Here is a 15,911-nt window from a genome sequence, read left to right as displayed (position 1 = left end):
TGTCCTGAGTGCCACGTCCCCCGGCAGTGATAACCGAACGATAACGCAATGACGCAGCGATGGCGCACCGTGAACGGTGTGTGCACCCCGCCCCGCCCCGGCACCCCGGGGCGGGGCGGGGTGTGAATACCGGTTGCTCGATCGAAGGTGGTGGTAGCGATGCCGATAGGGACTGTTATTCGATTCGATGACTTTCGTGGCTACGGATTCATCGCTCACGCCGACGGTGGCGAGGACGTTTTTGTGCACGCCAACGACTTCGGGGAGCAGCGGCACCTCGCGCATCCCGGCGTACGCGTGATGTTCGAGACGCAGGAGAGCGACCGCGGCCTGAAGGTGGCATCGCTGACCGTGCTGAACGAGGCCGGTGACGCCACCGCCGAGGCCACGCCGGAACCGGAGCCCGAACCCGAGCCCGAGCCGGCGGGTGACTCCGGGTGCGGCGTGCTGAGCGAGGCCGCCTACCGCGCGGAGCTGACCGAGCTCCTGCTGAGGTGCGCGCCCTCGCTCACGGGGGAGCAGGTGCTGGTCCTCCGCGAGCATCTGGTGCGCGTGGCGGCCGGGCATGGCTGGGTCGAGGCCTGACCCGCCGCCCCGCTGCCCCCGCTGCCCCCATGTTCCAGGGCTTTCCCTAGAGAACCGGACCTAACGTCGTGATGGAGCGGGCATGCCGGCCGCCCCGGGCAGACCACGAAGGACGGTCCTGATGGCTTCTCTGCTCTACCGCCTCGGGCGTTTCAGTGCCCGCCGCCGGTGGCTGGTGCTCGGTGCGTGGGTTCTGCTGCTGGCCGCGCTGGGCTTCGGTGCCGTCGGGCTGCGCACGGACGTCACCTCGGAGTCCACCTTCTCCACCCCCGGTTCGGAGGCGAGCCGGGGTCTCGATGTGGTCGCCGGCAAGTTCGGTGGCAGCGGCACGGAGACGGCGAAAGCCACCGTCGTGTTCGAGGCGCCGGCCGGGCGGGTGCTGACCGGGGAACAGGCCGCCGCGGTGACCCGGATGCTCGGGGAGCTGACGGCGATCGACGGGGTGACCTCGGCCGGCGATCCGCTGGACCCGAAGACCCGCTACCTCTCCGCCGACCAGCGTGTCGCCGCGTCCACCGTCACCTTCGACGAGCCCGCGCCGGCGGTCAGCGAACAGACCCGGGCGGCGTTCCGCGACGTCACCGGACGCGATGCCGGTGATGTCCGGGTGGAGGTCATCTCCGAGTTCGCCGAGCCCGGCGGGGGATCCTCCACCGAGGCCATCGGTGTCGTCGTGGCGTTCCTGGTGCTGCTGCTCACCTACCTGTCGCTGGTCGCGGCCGGGGCGAACCTGCTGACCGCCTTCGTCGGCGTCGGCGCCGGCCTGTTCGCGATCCTGACGGTGGGCAACTTCGTCAGCCTCAACAGCTCCACCCCGATCCTGGCCCTGATGCTGAGTCTCGCTGTGGGCATCGACTACGGCCTGTTCGTCTTCGCCCGGGCCCGCACCGAGCTGCGGGCCGGTGCGCCCGTGCCCGAAGCGGTCGCCAAGGCGACCGGGACGGCCGGCACCGCCGTGGTCTTCGCCGGGCTGACCGTCATCATCGCGCTGTGCGGGCTGGCGGTGGTGAACATCCCCTTTCTCACCCAGATGGGCCTGGGCGCCGCCGGAGCTGTCCTGATCGCCGTGCTGGTCGCGGTGACGGCCGTGCCGGCGCTGCTGTCGCTGATGGGACGGCGGCTGCTGCCCCGCCCCGAGCGCCGCCGGGAGCCCCGTCCCGCCGGGGCCGACCGGGGCAGCCGTGGTTTCCTGGGCCGCTGGGCGCTCGGTGTCACCAGGCATCCCGTCCTCGCCCTGGTCGCCGCCGTCCTCGTCCTCGGCACGGCCGCTGTCCCGTTCTTCTCCATGCGCACCGCGTTGCCGTCGGCGCAGAACGAGGATCCCGCCACGTCCACCCGTCAGGCGTACGAGCTGCTGACCGGGAGTTTCGGCCCCGGGATCCAGTCGACACTGGCGATCGTCCTGGACGGCGCCGCCTCGACGGGCCCCGACGCGCTCATGGCCACCGCGACGAGCCTGTCGGAGAAGGTCAGGAAGCTCGGCAACGTCGAGACCGTCATGGCGCCGATCCCCGCCCCCGACGGCAGTGCCGCCCTGCTGACGGTGGTGCCCGGCAGCGGGCCCACCGACGACGCGACCCACCGGCTCGTGCTGGACATCCGTGCCGCCGCGGAGGGCACCACCGGCGCGGAGGTGCTGGTCAGCGGTGAGACCGCGTTGAGCATCGACGTCACCGCCGCACTCGACCGGGCGCTGCCCACGTACCTCGTCGTCATCGTGGGTCTCGCTCTGCTCCTGCTCCTGGTCATGTTCCGCTCCGTACTCGTCCCGGTGCTGGCCACCGTGGGCTTCCTGCTCTCGCTCGGCGCGGGTCTGGGAGTGACCACCGCGATCTTCCAGTGGGGCTGGCTGGCGGGGATCTTCGGCGTGGGCCAGCCCGGACCGCTGCTGAGCTTCATGCCGGTGATGGTCGTCGGCATCATGTTCGGCCTGGCGATGGACTATCAGGTGTTCCTGGTCTCCGGCATGCACGAACGGCACACCCAGGGTGTGCCGCCCCGGCAGGCGGTCCTGGCCGGGTTCCGGCAGGCCGCGCCGGTGGTCGTCGCCGCCGCGGTCATCATGGCCGGCGTGTTCGCGGGCTTCGCGTTCTCCGGCGACAAGATCGTCGGCACCATCGGCATGGCCCTGATGATCGGTGTCCTGGCGGATGCCCTGATCGTCCGCATGGTCATCATGCCCGCGGCCCTCACCCTGCTCGGCTCCGCCGGCTGGTGGATGCCCCGCCAGCTGGGCCGCGTCATCCCCGACGTCGACGTCGAGGGCCGGGCTCTCGACGATCTCATCCGAAGGAGGCCGGTGGATGTCGGTCAACACTAGAGCTTCGCACGGGGACGGGACCGGGCCCGTCGCGCCGGTCGCGGCCCGCCCCGGGCAGGCGGAGCCCGTTCAGTGGCGGCCGGTGCTGGGCATCGTGGCCGTGCTGATCGCGGTGCAGCTGGCCTTCTCCCACCGGTACGGGTACTTCGCGGACGAACTGTACTTCCGGCTCCTCGGCGAGAAGGGGCCCGCGTGGGGCTACGTCGATCAGCCGCCGTTGCTACCGCTGCTCATCCGGGTCTCGACGGCCGTCTTCGGCGACACGCTGCCGGGCATGCGGGTCGTGGCGGTCGTCTGCGCGGCGCTCACCGTGGTTCTCGGAGTCATGCTCGCGGCCGAGTTCGGCGGGCGGCGCTGGGCGCAGGTCTGCACAGCAGCCGGGCTGGCGTCGTCGATGTGGATCCTCGGCATCGGGCATTTCCTGCTGACCTCCAGCGTGGACAACGTGACCTGGGCCGCTGCCCTGCTCTGCACGGTGCGGGCCCTGCTGCGCGCCGAACCGCGGTGGTGGATCCCGGCCGGCGCCGTCCTCGGTCTCGGCCTGTACGCGAAGCTCATGATCGGACTGCTGCTGGTGACCGTCCTCATCGGTCTGCTGGCCGCCGGCCCGCGCAGGGTCTTCCGCCAGCGGGACTTCCTGCTCGGTGGCCTGATCGCGCTGGTCGTCGGCGCGCCGAACCTGATCTATCAGCTGACCCACGGACTGCCCCAGGTGCAGATGGCCCGGGCGATGGGTGAAGCGGGCGGATCGACCAACCGTGACTTCTATCTGCCGAGCCTGATCATCCTGTTCGGCCCGGTGATGATGGTCCTCGTGGTGAGCGCCATGGTGGGCCTGTTCCGCGATCCGGCCTGGCGGCCGGTGCGCGCGCTGGGCGTGGCGTTCCCCCTCGCGATCGTGGCGACCTACCTCACCGATGGTGGTCGTGCCGACTATGTCGCCGGGTATCTCGTCGTGCTGCTCGCCGCCGGCGCGGTGCGGGGGGAGCGCTGGGCGGCCCGGCGGCGCTGGCGGACACCGGTCACGGCCGGCGTCGCGACCCTGCTGGGCCTGCCCGTGGCGCTGTTGTTCGTGCCGGTCCTCCCGGTGGACAGCCTGGCCGGGTACCCGGTCAACGAACTGACCCTGTCCACCGTCGGCTGGCCCGCGCTGGTGTCGCGTACCACCGATGTCTATCGGGCCCTGCCCGCCGCGGACCGCGACCGGGTCGTCGTCCTGACGCAGAACGTCGCGCAGGCCGGCGCGCTCGACCGGTACGGCCGCGACGATCTTCCACCGGTCTACAGCGGTCAGAACGAGTTGTACGAGTGGGGCCCGCCGGCCGAGGACCGCGATGTCGTCATCGCACTGGGCGTCGACGAGGACCGGTTGCGTACGGACTTCGCGTCGTGCAGCCTCGCGGCCACCATCGACAACGGGTACGGCATCGAGAACCCGGAGCAGGGCGGCCACGTCACCGTCTGCCGGGGCCCGCGGGCGAAATGGTCCGAACTGTGGCCGGATTACCGCCACCTCGGCGCCTACTTCTGATCCGGGCGCCGCATCGGAAAACGCATTTACCGGGCAATTACGTGCGACCCATATCGGCGGGGAACGGCGGTCGGGCGCATCCGTGCGCATCGCGCAAAAATAGACGAAGATCTTAATAGGATGGCGACGAATCGGCTGATGGGTGCCGTGAGCAGGGATGTGTGGCGACTCGTACCCGGTGCCCCGATAAACTACTGATAAGTAAGTTAAGCCGCTGCCTGTGGTGTTTAGAGAATTCATGGGGGAGCTCTACCGATTTCCACCCGATCCTGTCATTGTTGCGGGGCGTGAGGGGGGTTCCGCGTGGAGTTCCGCATCCTCGGTCCGCTCGAGGTGCTGGCCGGTGGTGAACCGGTTGATATCGGCGGGCCGCGACGAGAGATCGTCCTGGCGAGCCTGCTGCTGGACGCCGGTCGTGTCGTGCCGGTCACCCGGCTCACCGACGCCATCTACGGCGACGACGTGCCGTCGACCGCCCGGGTGCAGACCCAGATCTGCATCTCCATGTTGCGCCGGCTGCTGGCTGCGCACGGCCGGCCCGACGCCATCGCGACCCGGTCCGGTGGTTATGCCCTGCAGGTCCAGCCGGGGGTGCTGGATCTGGATCTGCACGACGAGTCGCTGGCCGCGGCCCGCCGCTCGCGCGACGCCCACCGGCTCCGGGAGGCGGTGCGGCACTACCGCGCGGCGCTCTCGCTGTGGCGAGGATCCACATTGGAGGAGATCGGCAGCCGGATGGTCCGCGCGGCGGCCGGTCATCTCGACGAACGCCGCATGGCGGTGTGGGAGGAGTGCATCGAGCTCGAGCTCCAGATCGGCGGAGATCGTGATCTGGTAGCGGAGCTCACCGGGCTGGTCATGCGGTACCCCTTGCGGGAACGGCTCCGCGGGCAGCTGATGCTTGCGCTCTACCGCTCGGATCGCCAGGCGGAGGCGCTCGAGGTCTACCGGTCGGGCCGGCGCACGATGATCGACGAGCTCGGCCTCGAACCGAACTCCTGGCTCCGGGAGCTGGAGTACGGCATCCTGAACTCCGACGTCACCCTGCGCGTGCCGCGTTCCGCGCCGCCGGGCCCGGACCCGGTGGTCGTCCGGCCGCCGGCTCCGTCCGCCAGGCCGCCGGCCCTGAAGATGCTGCCGACCGACATCGGTGACTTCACCGGGCGGGCCGGATACGTCCACGCGGTCGAGCAGACGTTCCGCGGCCATCCGGGGCGCACCGCCGTTCCGGTCGTGGTGGTGGTGGGTAAGCCGGGGGTGGGCAAGACGACGCTGGCCGTCCACGTCGCGCACCAGCTCGCCGCCGAATACCCCGACGGCCAGTTCTTCGCCGACCTGCACGGGCGCGCGGCCGGCCGGGCCGACCCCGCCGACGTCCTCGAACGTTTCCTCTACGTGCTCGGCGTGCCGTACTCCGCGATACCGCAGGGGCCCGGTGAGCGCTCGGAGCTCTATCGCGGGCTGCTGTCGCGACGGCGGACGCTGATCCTGCTGGACAACGTGGAGGACGAGAGCCAGGTCATGCCGCTGCTGCCCGGCGACCCCGGCTCGGTCGTGCTGGTCACCAGTCAGACCCGGCTGTCCGGGATCCCCGGTGCCGTCCACATCGAGCTGGAGGTGTTCGATCCGGATCAGTCGCTGGAGCTGCTGGCCCGGATCGTCGGCCGGGAGCGGATCGGCGCCGAGCCGGAGGCCGCGGCCGCGCTCGCCGGGCTGTGCGGGCAGTTGCCCCTGGCGCTGCGGATCGCCGGGGCGCGGCTTAGCTCGCGTCCGAAGTGGTGGATAGCCCATCTGGTCGACCGGCTGCAGGACGAGGTGAGCAGGCTCGACGAGCTGCGGCACGGGGGGATGGAGATCCGTGCGAGCCTGTCGCTGAGCTACCGGTCCGTGGATCCGGCCGCGCAACGGCTTTTCCGGCTGCTCGGCGCCCTCGACTTCCCGGCGTTCTCCGGCTGGGTCGCGGTGACGCTGCTCGACGTGCCCGCACGCGAGGCGCAGGAGTTGCTGGACGGCCTTGCCGACGCCCAGCTCGTCGAGACGACCGGCACGGGCCTCGGCGTGCACAGCCGGTACCGCTTCCAGGACCTCATCCGGGTCTTCGCCCGTGAGTGCCTGGCGCAGGAGTCGCCCGAAGAGCGGGAGGTCGCGCTCAAGCGGGTGCTCGGCGCGCTCTCGTACCTGTCCGCGGCGGCGCACCGGCGGGTCAACGGTCGTGACCGCCTCCAGCTGGCGCCGGCCGCCGGCCGCTGGCCGCTGCCCGAGCACCTCGTCGAGCAACTGGTCGATGCGCCGCTGGAGTGGTTCGAGCAGGAACGCGCGTCGATCGTGGCCGGGGTCCGGCAGGCGGCGCTCGCCGGTCTGGACGACATCTGCTGGGATCTGGCACTGCATTCGGTGACCATCTTCGTGACCTCCACCCAGCTGGACGACTGGCGGGAGACCCACCGATTCGGGCTCGCCGCCGCGCGCCGGGCGGGCAACCAGCCGGCCGCCGCCGCCCTGTTGTACTCGGTCGGGCTGGTCGCGATGCTGGATCAGCGCTTCGCGGACGCGCGTCAGGAGCTCGCTGACGCCGCCGCTCTGTTCCGGGCGGGCGGCGATCAGCACGGCGAGTCGCATGCGATGGGTGAACTCGTGTCCGCCGATCCGATCGAGGGTGACCTGGACGCCGCGGAGCGCCGCTACGAACGGGCGCTGCGGGCGGCGCGGCGGGCCGGGGATCCGGCGAGGACGGCGCACGTCCTGCACGACATGGCCCGGGTTCAGGTCCAGGTTGACGGCGCGTACACCGAACGCGCGATGGCGACGCTGGACGAAGCCCTGGAGCTGAGCCGGCGTGGCGGCAGCCGTCGGCTCGAAGCGCAGGTCCTGCACCGGATCGGGCTCATCCACCTTGCGCAGGGCCGGCCCGGTGACGCGGTCGCCTGCTTCAACGGCGTGCTGGGCGCCGTACGCGAGCTCGGTGATCCGATCGGTGAGGCGTACGCGCTGCACGGACTCGACCAGCGACGCTGAGCGGCCGCCCCGGAACCCGGCGGCGTCCTTCGCCGGCATCAGCACAGATCGCATGCCGTCCGCCTGCCTGCGGAACGGGTCCCTTCGTTCTGCCATTTCCGGTTCCGGAAAGGCCATTGGGCTCTTTTCTGTTTAGACATCAATGCAATTGATGGTGCGGCTGTCGGGAATTCTGCCATCGCGGATGACCGTATCGATGCCCGTGTATCTGCTGGGCGCGCCCGGCTGCCAGGTTCCGGGCATGAGGCCTGGCGGCCGGAGCGACTGCCGACGGCCCGGCGTGCCGATAACCGCCGGCGGCCGTTAATCCAGGATAGGGGCGGTGCGGGGTGCGGAAAGTGAAGTTCGGTGCGGAAGATGGTCAGCTGGGCGCAATCATCGTGTAACTGCCGGGAAACGTAACGAAGTTGCCCGCGGTGCCCGCCGATGCCCGTTTACCGCTGACCGGTGTGGCTTTTCTCCGCCGGGTAAATCGCGCCGTCCGGAGTGTCTTGCTCCGTGGGAACCGGGGTTGCTACGCTTGCCACACGTAAAGCCGCGCCGTCGAAATGACAGAATGCGGCGACCAGCGGTAGCGGGTTCTACGTGCGAATCATTTGGCCGGCGTTTGTGGCGATGATGGCGCACTCCTTGAGTCACCTGAGCGTGACATCTTTTCTTCATTCATTGAATGTGTGCCGTGTGCCGCGCTCCTGGTGAAGCTGCAGTCCTGCCGAAAATGGCGGTCCGGGAATCCGGATACTGCTTCGCTCAAGGCTGTGCGGGCGTGGTTAGACGTAATGAGGAGGGCGACCTCGTGACCGGACCAGGTACCCGTACCCAGCCGGTGACCATGGCGGCGACCGGATCCGAAGCGGGCGTGTCGACCTGTGTCCAGGTCGCGCGGACGCTGTTCAAATGGTCGAACATCTGTATCGTCACCCTCGATTCGCACCAGTGCATCGTGGAGACGAGTGCCGAGTTCCTCCGCCAGTTCGGTGGCACCCGTAACAGCCGGGCGGGGCAGGACTTCCATGAACTGCTCCATCCGGGGACGCGGGACAAACTACGCCGCAAGTTCGAGCGGGCGCTCGCGGAGAACCGGACCATTTTCGACGACTCCATCGTCGGGCTCGGCCCGCGTGATTCGGTCTTCTCCGGTGGGATGACCGGATTCGTCGCCCGCGGCGCCGGTCGTCAGGTCGACGGCATCGTCGTGGTCGTCGAGCCCGACGAGTTGCCACCCGGCCCGGCGCCGGCGCGGCTGTCCGGCCGTCAGGTGCTGACCGAGATCGACGCACGAATCCTCGAGGGCGTCGCGGCCGGTGCGTCGACCGTCCAGCTCGCGGGTCGGCTGCATCTGAGCAGGCAGGGCGTCGAATATCGGATCAGCTCGATGTTCCGCAAGCTCAACGCGCCCAACCGTACCGCGCTGGTGTCGCGCGCCTACGCCATCGGCGCGCTCACGGTAGGCAGCTGGCCACCCCGGGTCAAGCAGGACTTCGTGCTGCAGAACACCCGCTCCACCGCGGGCAGGTGACGCCCGTGCCGGCCGGTGCGATTTCTAGGGAAATTCCGCCTGCCGGATTGATACAAATCTTTCAGATCGGTAGCCACTCGCAGGCACTTCGAACGAGGTGAATGAGATGTCCGCATTCAAGGTGATGTTGACCGGTGGGCCGTCCTACGTAACGGAATCGATGCGGCTGTGCGAAGTCGTGGATCTTGCTGATTCCGTGAAGTTGTCGTACGGAAACGGTTACGAACATTTCGGATACACGGGCGAGACCGTCAGCGACGGCGAGGAGCCGGTGGCCGTTTTCACGTGGAAGGGCCGCACGAAGATCGCGGAGTGAGAGCACGGCGTCAGCTATCTCGGGAGGTCCGGTGTTCAGTCGTATCGCCGTCGTCAATCGCGGAGAGGCCGCGATGCGGCTCATCCACGCCGTACGGGATCTGTCGGCCCTGACCGGGGCGCCGATCGAGGTGGTCGCGCTCTACACCGACGCCGATCGGGATGCGACGTTCGTACGGGCCGCGGACGCCGCCTACCCCCTCGGTCCCGCCGCGGCCCGTCCCTATCTGAACCACGCCGTGCTGGAACGTGCGCTTGTGGAGTCGGGAGCCGACGCCGCGTGGGTCGGCTGGGGATTCGTCGCGGAGGACCCGGCGTTCGCCGAGCTCTGCGAGCGGGTGGGGGTCGTCTTCATCGGACCCGGCCCGGAGGCGATGCGCAGGCTCGGTGACAAGATCGGCGCGAAACTGCTCGCGGAGGAAGCCGGCGTTCCGGTTGCCCCGTGGAGCCGTGGCGAGGTGGCCACGCTGGCGGATGCCCTGCGCGCCGGTGCCGAGATCGGGTATCCCCTGATGCTCAAGGCGACCGCGGGCGGCGGCGGGCGTGGCATCCGCAAGGTGGCGACCGCCGGTGAGCTCACCGACGCGTACGAACGGACCAGCCAGGAAGCGCTGCGCTCGTTCGGCTCCGGCGTGCTCTTCCTGGAGCGCCTGGTCACGGGCGCCCGGCACGTCGAGGTCCAGGTCATCGCGGACGGTCAGGGCACCGCGTGGGCGCTGGGCGTACGGGACTGCTCGGTGCAGCGGCGCAACCAGAAGATCATCGAGGAATCCGCGTCGCCGGTGCTGGCACCGGGGCAGACCGCCGAGCTGAAGGAATCCGCCGAGCGGCTGGCCCAGGCGGTCGGCTACCGGGGTGCCTGCACCGTGGAGTTCCTCTACCATCCCGGAACGGGGCAGTTCGCGTTCCTCGAGGTCAACACGCGGCTGCAGGTCGAGCACCCCATCACCGAGCTCACCACCGGCACCGACCTGGTCCGGCTGCAGCTGCACGTCGCGAGTGGCGGCAGGCTCGAGGGTGCCCGGCCGGTGGAGTCCGGTCACGCCGTCGAGGCCCGGCTCAACGCCGAGGACCCGGACCGCGACTTCGCGCCGTCGCCCGGCCACATCTCCCGGCTGATCCTGCCCACCGGGCCCGGCATCCGGGTCGACACCGGTGTCGGCGAGGGGGACACCATCCCCGCGGAGTTCGACTCCATGATCGCCAAGATCATCGCTTTCGGCCGGGACCGCGCCGAGGCCCTGGCCCGGCTGCGCCGGGCGATGACCGAGACCACGGTGCTCATCGACGGTGGCACGACCAACAAGAGCTTCATCCTGGACCTGCTCGATCAGCCCGAGGTCGTCGGGGCGACCGCGGACACCGGTTGGATCGACCGGGTCCGTGCCGAGGGACGCCTGGTCAGCGACCGGCACGCGGCGATCGCTCTGGCGGTGGCCGCGATCGAGGCGTACCGGGAGGAGGAGGACCTCGGCCGGCAGCGGTTGCTGGCCACCGCGTACGGCGGGCGGCCGCACGTGCGGCACAAGAGCAGCTATGCCCTCGAACTGAAGCTGCGCGGCTCCGGCTACCGCGTGACCGTCGCCCGGGCCGGCCGGACCCGTTTCCGCGTGGCCGTCGCCGGAGCCGGGCCGGTGCTCGCCGCCGAGGTCGAATTCGAGCCGTACGACCGGCACAACGGGCGGGCCACGGTCAACGGGCACCGCCATCGGCTGGTCACCGCCACACACGGCCCGATCCACCTCGTGGAGGTTGACGGCATCACCCACCGGATCAGCCGTGACGAGGGCGGCGTGGTCCGGGCACCCGCCCCCGCGCTGGTGGTGGCGACACCGGTGGCGGTCGGTGACGAGGTCGACGCGGGCGCGCCGCTTCTCGTGCTGGAGAGCATGAAGATGGAGACGGTGGTGCCGGCCCCCTTCCACGCCCGGATCCGGGAGTGCTCGGTCACGGTGGGCAGCCAGGTCGACGCGGGCACCCCGTTGCTGCGCCTCGAACCGGTCGGTGGCGCGGTCACGCCGCTGCCACGTGCCGCCGGAGGTCGCAGGATCGGTCTGCCGTCCCGCCGCACCCCGGCGTCGGCGGGCGACCGGGCCGAGCACGCGCTGCAGGACCTGTGCAACGTCCTGCTCGGCTTCGACGCGGGCCCGCAGGACGGCGAACAGGTGCTGAACGCGTACCTGACCGCCCGCACCGAGCTCGGCGGCCGGGTACTGCCGGGCGAGCTCGCCGCGGTGACCGTCTTCGCCGATCTGGCGGAGCTGACCCACAACAAGCCGGCCGGCGCGCTGGACGCACAACCGGGCAGTCCCGTGCACAGCCCCCGCGAGTATTTCCACGGTTACCTGCGCAGCCTCGACGCCGACCGCGCCGGACTCAGTGACACTTTCCGGGCCACCCTGATGCGGGTGTTCGGCCACCTCGGCGTCGACAGCCTGGACCGCACACCGGAGCTGGAGGCCGCGGTCTTCCGGATCTTCCTGGCCCAGCAGCGGACCACCGCCAACGCCGCGATCGTGTCGCGGATCCTGCGGCAGTGGCTGGCCGGACCGCCCCCGGCCGAGCCGCTGGGCGAACACGCCGGGCCTGCCCTGGACCACCTGATCAGCGCCACGCAGGTGCGCTTCCCCGCGGTGGCGGACCTGGCCCGCGGGGTGGTGTTCCGCTGGTTCACCCAGCCGCTGCTGCGCCGCGACCGGGCGACGGTCTACACCAGGGTGCGGGCGGGTCTGCGCTACCTGGACGAGAACCCCGCCACGCCGGACCGCGCGGAGCGGATCCAGGCTCTGGTGGCGAGCTCGCAGCCGCTGGTGCGGCTGCTGGGACAGCGGATCGGCCGGCCGGTGCCCAGCCACGCGCCGCTGCTCGAGGTGCTGACCCGCCGGTACTACGGCAACCGGTGGCTGGCGGCCCTCACCACCCACGAGGACTTCGTCATCGCGGAGCACCACGGCCCGGCCGGCGTGACCCACGTCGCCGCCACCGCCGTCGACATCCACGCGCTGCCCGCCGCCGTGGACGCGGTCGGCGCCCTGGCGACCGGGACCGCCGGTGACCTGGTGGCCGACCTCTACGTGGCGTGGGAGGACCAGCCGGACGCCGTGGCGATGGCGGCCCGGCTCGCCGCCGTGCTCGCGGAGCATCCGCTGCCCGCGGCCGTGCGGCGGATCACCACCACGGTTGCCGGGACCCGCGGCGCGGTGATGCACCATCACTTCACGTTCCGCCCGCAGGACGGCACGTTCGCCGAGGACCGGCTGATCCGTGGCCTGCACCCGCAGATCGCCCAGCGGCTGCAGCTGCACCGGTTCCGCGAGTTCGACCTCACCCGGCTGCCCTCGGCGGACGAGGAGATCTACCTGTTCGAGGCCGCTGCCCGCAGCAACCCCGCCGACCGGCGGCTCGTCGCCATGGCACAGGTGCGCGACGTGACGCCGCTGCGCGAGAGCGACGGCCGGCTTGCGGCACTGCCTTCGGTGGAGGATCCGCTGCTCGGCTGTCTTGACGCGATCCGCACTGTCCAGGCGCAGCGTTCGCAGCACACACGATTCGACACCAACCGCATTGTCATCTATGTCTGGCCGCCGACCGAGGTGACCTCCGGCTACCTCGCGGAGCTGGTGGAACGGGTCGAGCCGGCCGCTGTGGGGGCCGGTCTGGAGGAGATCCAGTTCATCGTGCGGCGGCGTACCCCCACCGGCGAGCTGACCGAGGTCGCGATCCGGGTGGTGTTCGACCCGGACACCACCGCGCGATGGCACGTGGGGGAGCCTCCCACCGAGGCGCTGCAGCCGCTGGACGACTACCGGCAGAAGGTGCTGCGGGCGGCGCGGCGCGGCACCGTCTACCCGTACGAGCTGACGGGTCTGCTCGGTGAGTTCGCCGAGTACGACCTGGACGCCACGCACACGCTGGTGCCGGTGCGGCGCGATCCGGGCTTGAACAAGGCGGCGCTGGTCGCCGGGGTCATCACCACCGTGTCCCCGCGTCACCCCCAGGGCATCAGCCGGGTGGTCCTGCTGGGTGATCCGACGAAGTCCCTGGGCGCGCTGTCCGAGCCGGAATGCCGGCGCGTCATCGCCGCCCTCGATCTCGCCGGGCGGTTGCGGGTGCCGCTGGAGTGGTACGCCCTGTCATCGGGTGCGCGTATCTCGATGACCAGTGGCACCGAGAACATGGACTGGGTCGCCGCCGCGCTCAAGCGCATCGTCGAGTTCACCCAGGACGGCGGCGAGATCAACATCGTGGCCGCCGGTATCAACGTCGGGGCGCAGCCGTACTGGAACGCCGAGGCCACGATGCTGATGCACACCAGGGGCATCCTGGTCATGACGCCGGACTCGGCGATGGTGCTGACCGGTAAGCAGTCCCTGGACTTCTCCGGCGGCGTCTCGGCCGAGGACAACTTCGGCATCGGCGGCTACGACCGGGTGATGGGTCCCAACGGCCAGGCCCAGTACTGGGCTCCGAACCTGGCCGCCGCACGCGACGTGCTCATGGCCCACTACGACCACACGTACGTCGTCCCCGGTGAGCGGACACCGCGCCCGGCGGCGACCGAGGATCCCGTCAACCGCGACATCACCGTCTACCCGCACAAGCTCGAGGGCAGCGACTTCACGACGGTCGGGGAGATCTTCTCCGCCGAGCACAACGCGGATCGCAAAAAACCCTTCGACATCCGTACGGTCATGCGCGCGCTCGCCGACCAGGACCACCCGCCGCTGGAGCGCTGGGCCGGCATGGCCGACTCGGAGACGCTGGTGGTGCAGGACGTGCACCTCGGCGGCATCCCGGCGTGCCTGCTCGGCGTCGAGTCCCGGCAGATCCCGCGGCGCGGGTTTCCCCCCACGGACGGCCCCGACACCTACACGTCGGGCACACTGTTCCCGCAGTCGTCCAAGAAGGCAGCCCGGGCGATCAACGCGGCCAGCGGCAACCGTCCCCTGGTCGTCCTGGCGAACCTGTCCGGCTTCGACGGCTCGCCCGAGTCGATGCGCAACCTCCAGCTGGAGTACGGCGCCGAGATCGGCCGCGCGATCGTCAACTTCCGCGGCCCCATCGTGTTCTGCGTGATCTCGCGTTACCACGGTGGCGCGTTCGTCGTCTTCTCCAAGGCGCTCAACCCCAGCATGACCGTGCTGGCGCTCGAAGGCTCCTTCGCCTCGGTCCTGGGCGGCGCCCCGGCCGCGGCCGTCGTGTTCACCGGCGAGGTCAACGAGCGTACGGCCGCGGACCCGCGGGTGCGTCAGCTGCAGGAACAGGTCCAGGACGCCGAGGGCGGCGCCGAACGGGCCGAGCTGCACGCCCGGCTGAGCGAGACCCGTGCCACGGTCCGCACCGAGAAACTCGCGGAGGTGGCCACCGAGTTCGACCGCGTCCACGACATCCGGCGCGCCGTCGAGGTCGGCTCCGTCGACGCGGTCATCCGGGCCGCCGACCTGCGACCGAGGGTCATCGAGGCGATCGGGGCGGGCCTGAGGCGGCACGACACCGTTCGCTGAGCCGCGCCACGGGCTTCATCCTCACAGCTCAGCCGCCGGCGAACCGGCGACCGGGTACATCTGATAGGCGAATCCCCCTAGACGCCGCTCAGGGTAGACGCAGGCGGGCTTCCACCGGGAGGTGGTCGCTCGGGTACTGGAAGGCGTCACGGTAGGTGTTCATCAGCGTGGCCAGCACGGTGGTGCCCGGGGTGCAGAGGATCCAGTCGTCGCGTTCGCCGCCGGGGATCAGGGGCTGGTAGTTGTGGATCGTGGCGTAGGCCGGGCCGCGCCGGGGTGCTGTGGTCCAGGTGTCGTCGTAGGCGGTGGGGGAGGCCAGGATGGCGTACGCCGGGCTGCCCGGTTCCGCGGCGGAGTTGAAGTCGCCGGTCAGCACGATCGGGAGTGGGCCGAACGCGGCGAGGGTCTGCCTGATGAGCTCGGCGCCGTGGCGGCGGGCTTCCGTGCCCCGGTTGTCCAGGTGGGTGTTGACGGCGTAGAAGCGGCGGCCGGTCGTGGAGTCGGCGAAGAGCACCCAGGTGGCCATCCGGGGCTGGCGGGCGTCCCAGCCGACGGAGCCCGGTGTCCGGGGCGATCCGGAGAGCCAGAAATTCCCGGTCTCCAGGGGTGCCAGGCGGGTCGCGTCGTAGAAGATCGCCATGTGCTCGCCGCGGTTGCCGCCCTCCCGGCCCGTACCGATGTAGCGGTAGGTGTCGCCCAGGTCGGCGGCGACATCGCGTAACTGGTGGGCGAGGCCTTCCTGGGTGCCGATCAGGTCGGGCTTCTCGGTTGTCAGCACGGTACGCACCACCGGTCGCCGTTGCGCCCAGGAGTTGGGGGTGGCGCTGCTCGCGTACCTGAGATTGAAGGTCATGACGTCCAGGTCGCCGGCGGAAGCCGGGCCGGCCAGCGCATCCAGAGCGGTCGCCAGCCGTGGGGCCGGAGTCTGGACAGGTGCACGCCGGGCGGGCGCACGGTCCCCGCTGATGAGCACCGCGAGGGCGACGAGAGCGACGACGGCCCGGCCCCGGCGAAGTCGGACACGGGGCAGCGGCACGCTCCGACGATACAAGGGCGATACGCGTGGCATCGCGGTCAGTTCTTTAGGATCCTGTTAGCTTTCCGGGCGCGATGATCGACGGC

The 15,911-nt window shown here is 70.5% G+C and carries 8 protein-coding genes; 7 read left to right on the top strand and 1 reads right to left on the bottom strand.

The genetic code is table 11. From position 1 onward, the window contains the following. The first annotated feature begins 159 nt into the window (after positions 1-159). The 7 genes from Ahu01nite_RS44285 to Ahu01nite_RS44255 all read left to right on the top strand — a co-directional run bounded on the left by Ahu01nite_RS44285 (position 160) and on the right by Ahu01nite_RS44255 (position 14,789). The gene (locus tag Ahu01nite_RS44285; RefSeq protein WP_203842781.1) at positions 160-585 is read left to right on the top strand and encodes a cold-shock protein; all 426 of its coding nucleotides are present in this window, start codon (positions 160-162) and stop codon (positions 583-585) included. 121 nt (positions 586-706) lie between these two features. Then, positions 707-2,905, top strand: coding sequence for an MMPL family transporter (locus tag Ahu01nite_RS44280; RefSeq protein ID WP_203842780.1), 2,199 nt, complete (start codon positions 707-709; stop codon positions 2,903-2,905). Beyond that, complete coding sequence (locus Ahu01nite_RS44275) at positions 2,889-4,436, top strand: glycosyltransferase family 39 protein (RefSeq protein WP_203842779.1); 1,548 nt, start codon at positions 2,889-2,891, stop codon at positions 4,434-4,436. Before Ahu01nite_RS44280 ends, Ahu01nite_RS44275 begins: the two co-directional genes overlap by 17 nt. 303 nt (positions 4,437-4,739) lie before the next feature. Then, on the top strand, positions 4,740-7,451 hold the full coding sequence (locus Ahu01nite_RS44270; protein ID WP_203842778.1) for an AfsR/SARP family transcriptional regulator: 2,712 nt from the start codon (positions 4,740-4,742) through the stop codon (positions 7,449-7,451). A 796-nt stretch (positions 7,452-8,247) separates the two neighbouring features. Next, positions 8,248-8,970 (top strand): LuxR family transcriptional regulator, encoded by a 723-nt coding sequence (locus Ahu01nite_RS44265; protein ID WP_203842777.1) that lies wholly within the window; start codon positions 8,248-8,250, stop codon positions 8,968-8,970. 106 nt (positions 8,971-9,076) lie between these two features. Next, positions 9,077-9,286 (top strand): DUF5988 family protein, encoded by a 210-nt coding sequence (locus tag Ahu01nite_RS44260; RefSeq protein WP_203842776.1) that lies wholly within the window; start codon positions 9,077-9,079, stop codon positions 9,284-9,286. A gap of 31 nt (positions 9,287-9,317) precedes the next feature. Further along, entirely contained in the window at positions 9,318-14,789 is a 5,472-nt protein-coding gene (locus Ahu01nite_RS44255) for an ATP-binding protein (protein ID WP_203842775.1), read from the top strand. Between the two features lie 88 nt (positions 14,790-14,877). Here Ahu01nite_RS44255 and Ahu01nite_RS44250 read toward each other — a convergent pair whose 3' ends face one another. After that, the gene (locus Ahu01nite_RS44250) at positions 14,878-15,825 is read right to left on the bottom strand and encodes an endonuclease/exonuclease/phosphatase family protein (protein WP_239159635.1); all 948 of its coding nucleotides are present in this window, start codon (positions 15,823-15,825) and stop codon (positions 14,878-14,880) included. Positions 15,826-15,911: the final 86 nt, after the last annotated feature.

The organism is Winogradskya humida (assembly GCF_016862215.1).
Classification (GTDB): domain Bacteria; phylum Actinomycetota; class Actinomycetes; order Mycobacteriales; family Micromonosporaceae; genus Actinoplanes; species Actinoplanes humidus.
The sequence above is the reverse complement of the archived record's forward strand: the minus strand, read 5'-3'. Positions and strand labels throughout refer to the sequence as shown.

What these genes read in the sequence shown, in the direction of transcription:
- Ahu01nite_RS44285 (WP_203842781.1), top strand. Translation starts at nt 160, where the DNA reads ATGCCGATAGGGACTGTTATTCGATTCGATGACTTTCGTGGCTACGGA.
- Ahu01nite_RS44280 (WP_203842780.1), top strand. Translation starts at nt 707, where the DNA reads ATGGCTTCTCTGCTCTACCGCCTCGGGCGTTTCAGTGCCCGCCGCCGG.
- Ahu01nite_RS44275 (WP_203842779.1), top strand. Translation starts at nt 2,889, where the DNA reads ATGTCGGTCAACACTAGAGCTTCGCACGGGGACGGGACCGGGCCCGTC.
- Ahu01nite_RS44260 (WP_203842776.1), top strand. Translation starts at nt 9,077, where the DNA reads ATGTCCGCATTCAAGGTGATGTTGACCGGTGGGCCGTCCTACGTAACG.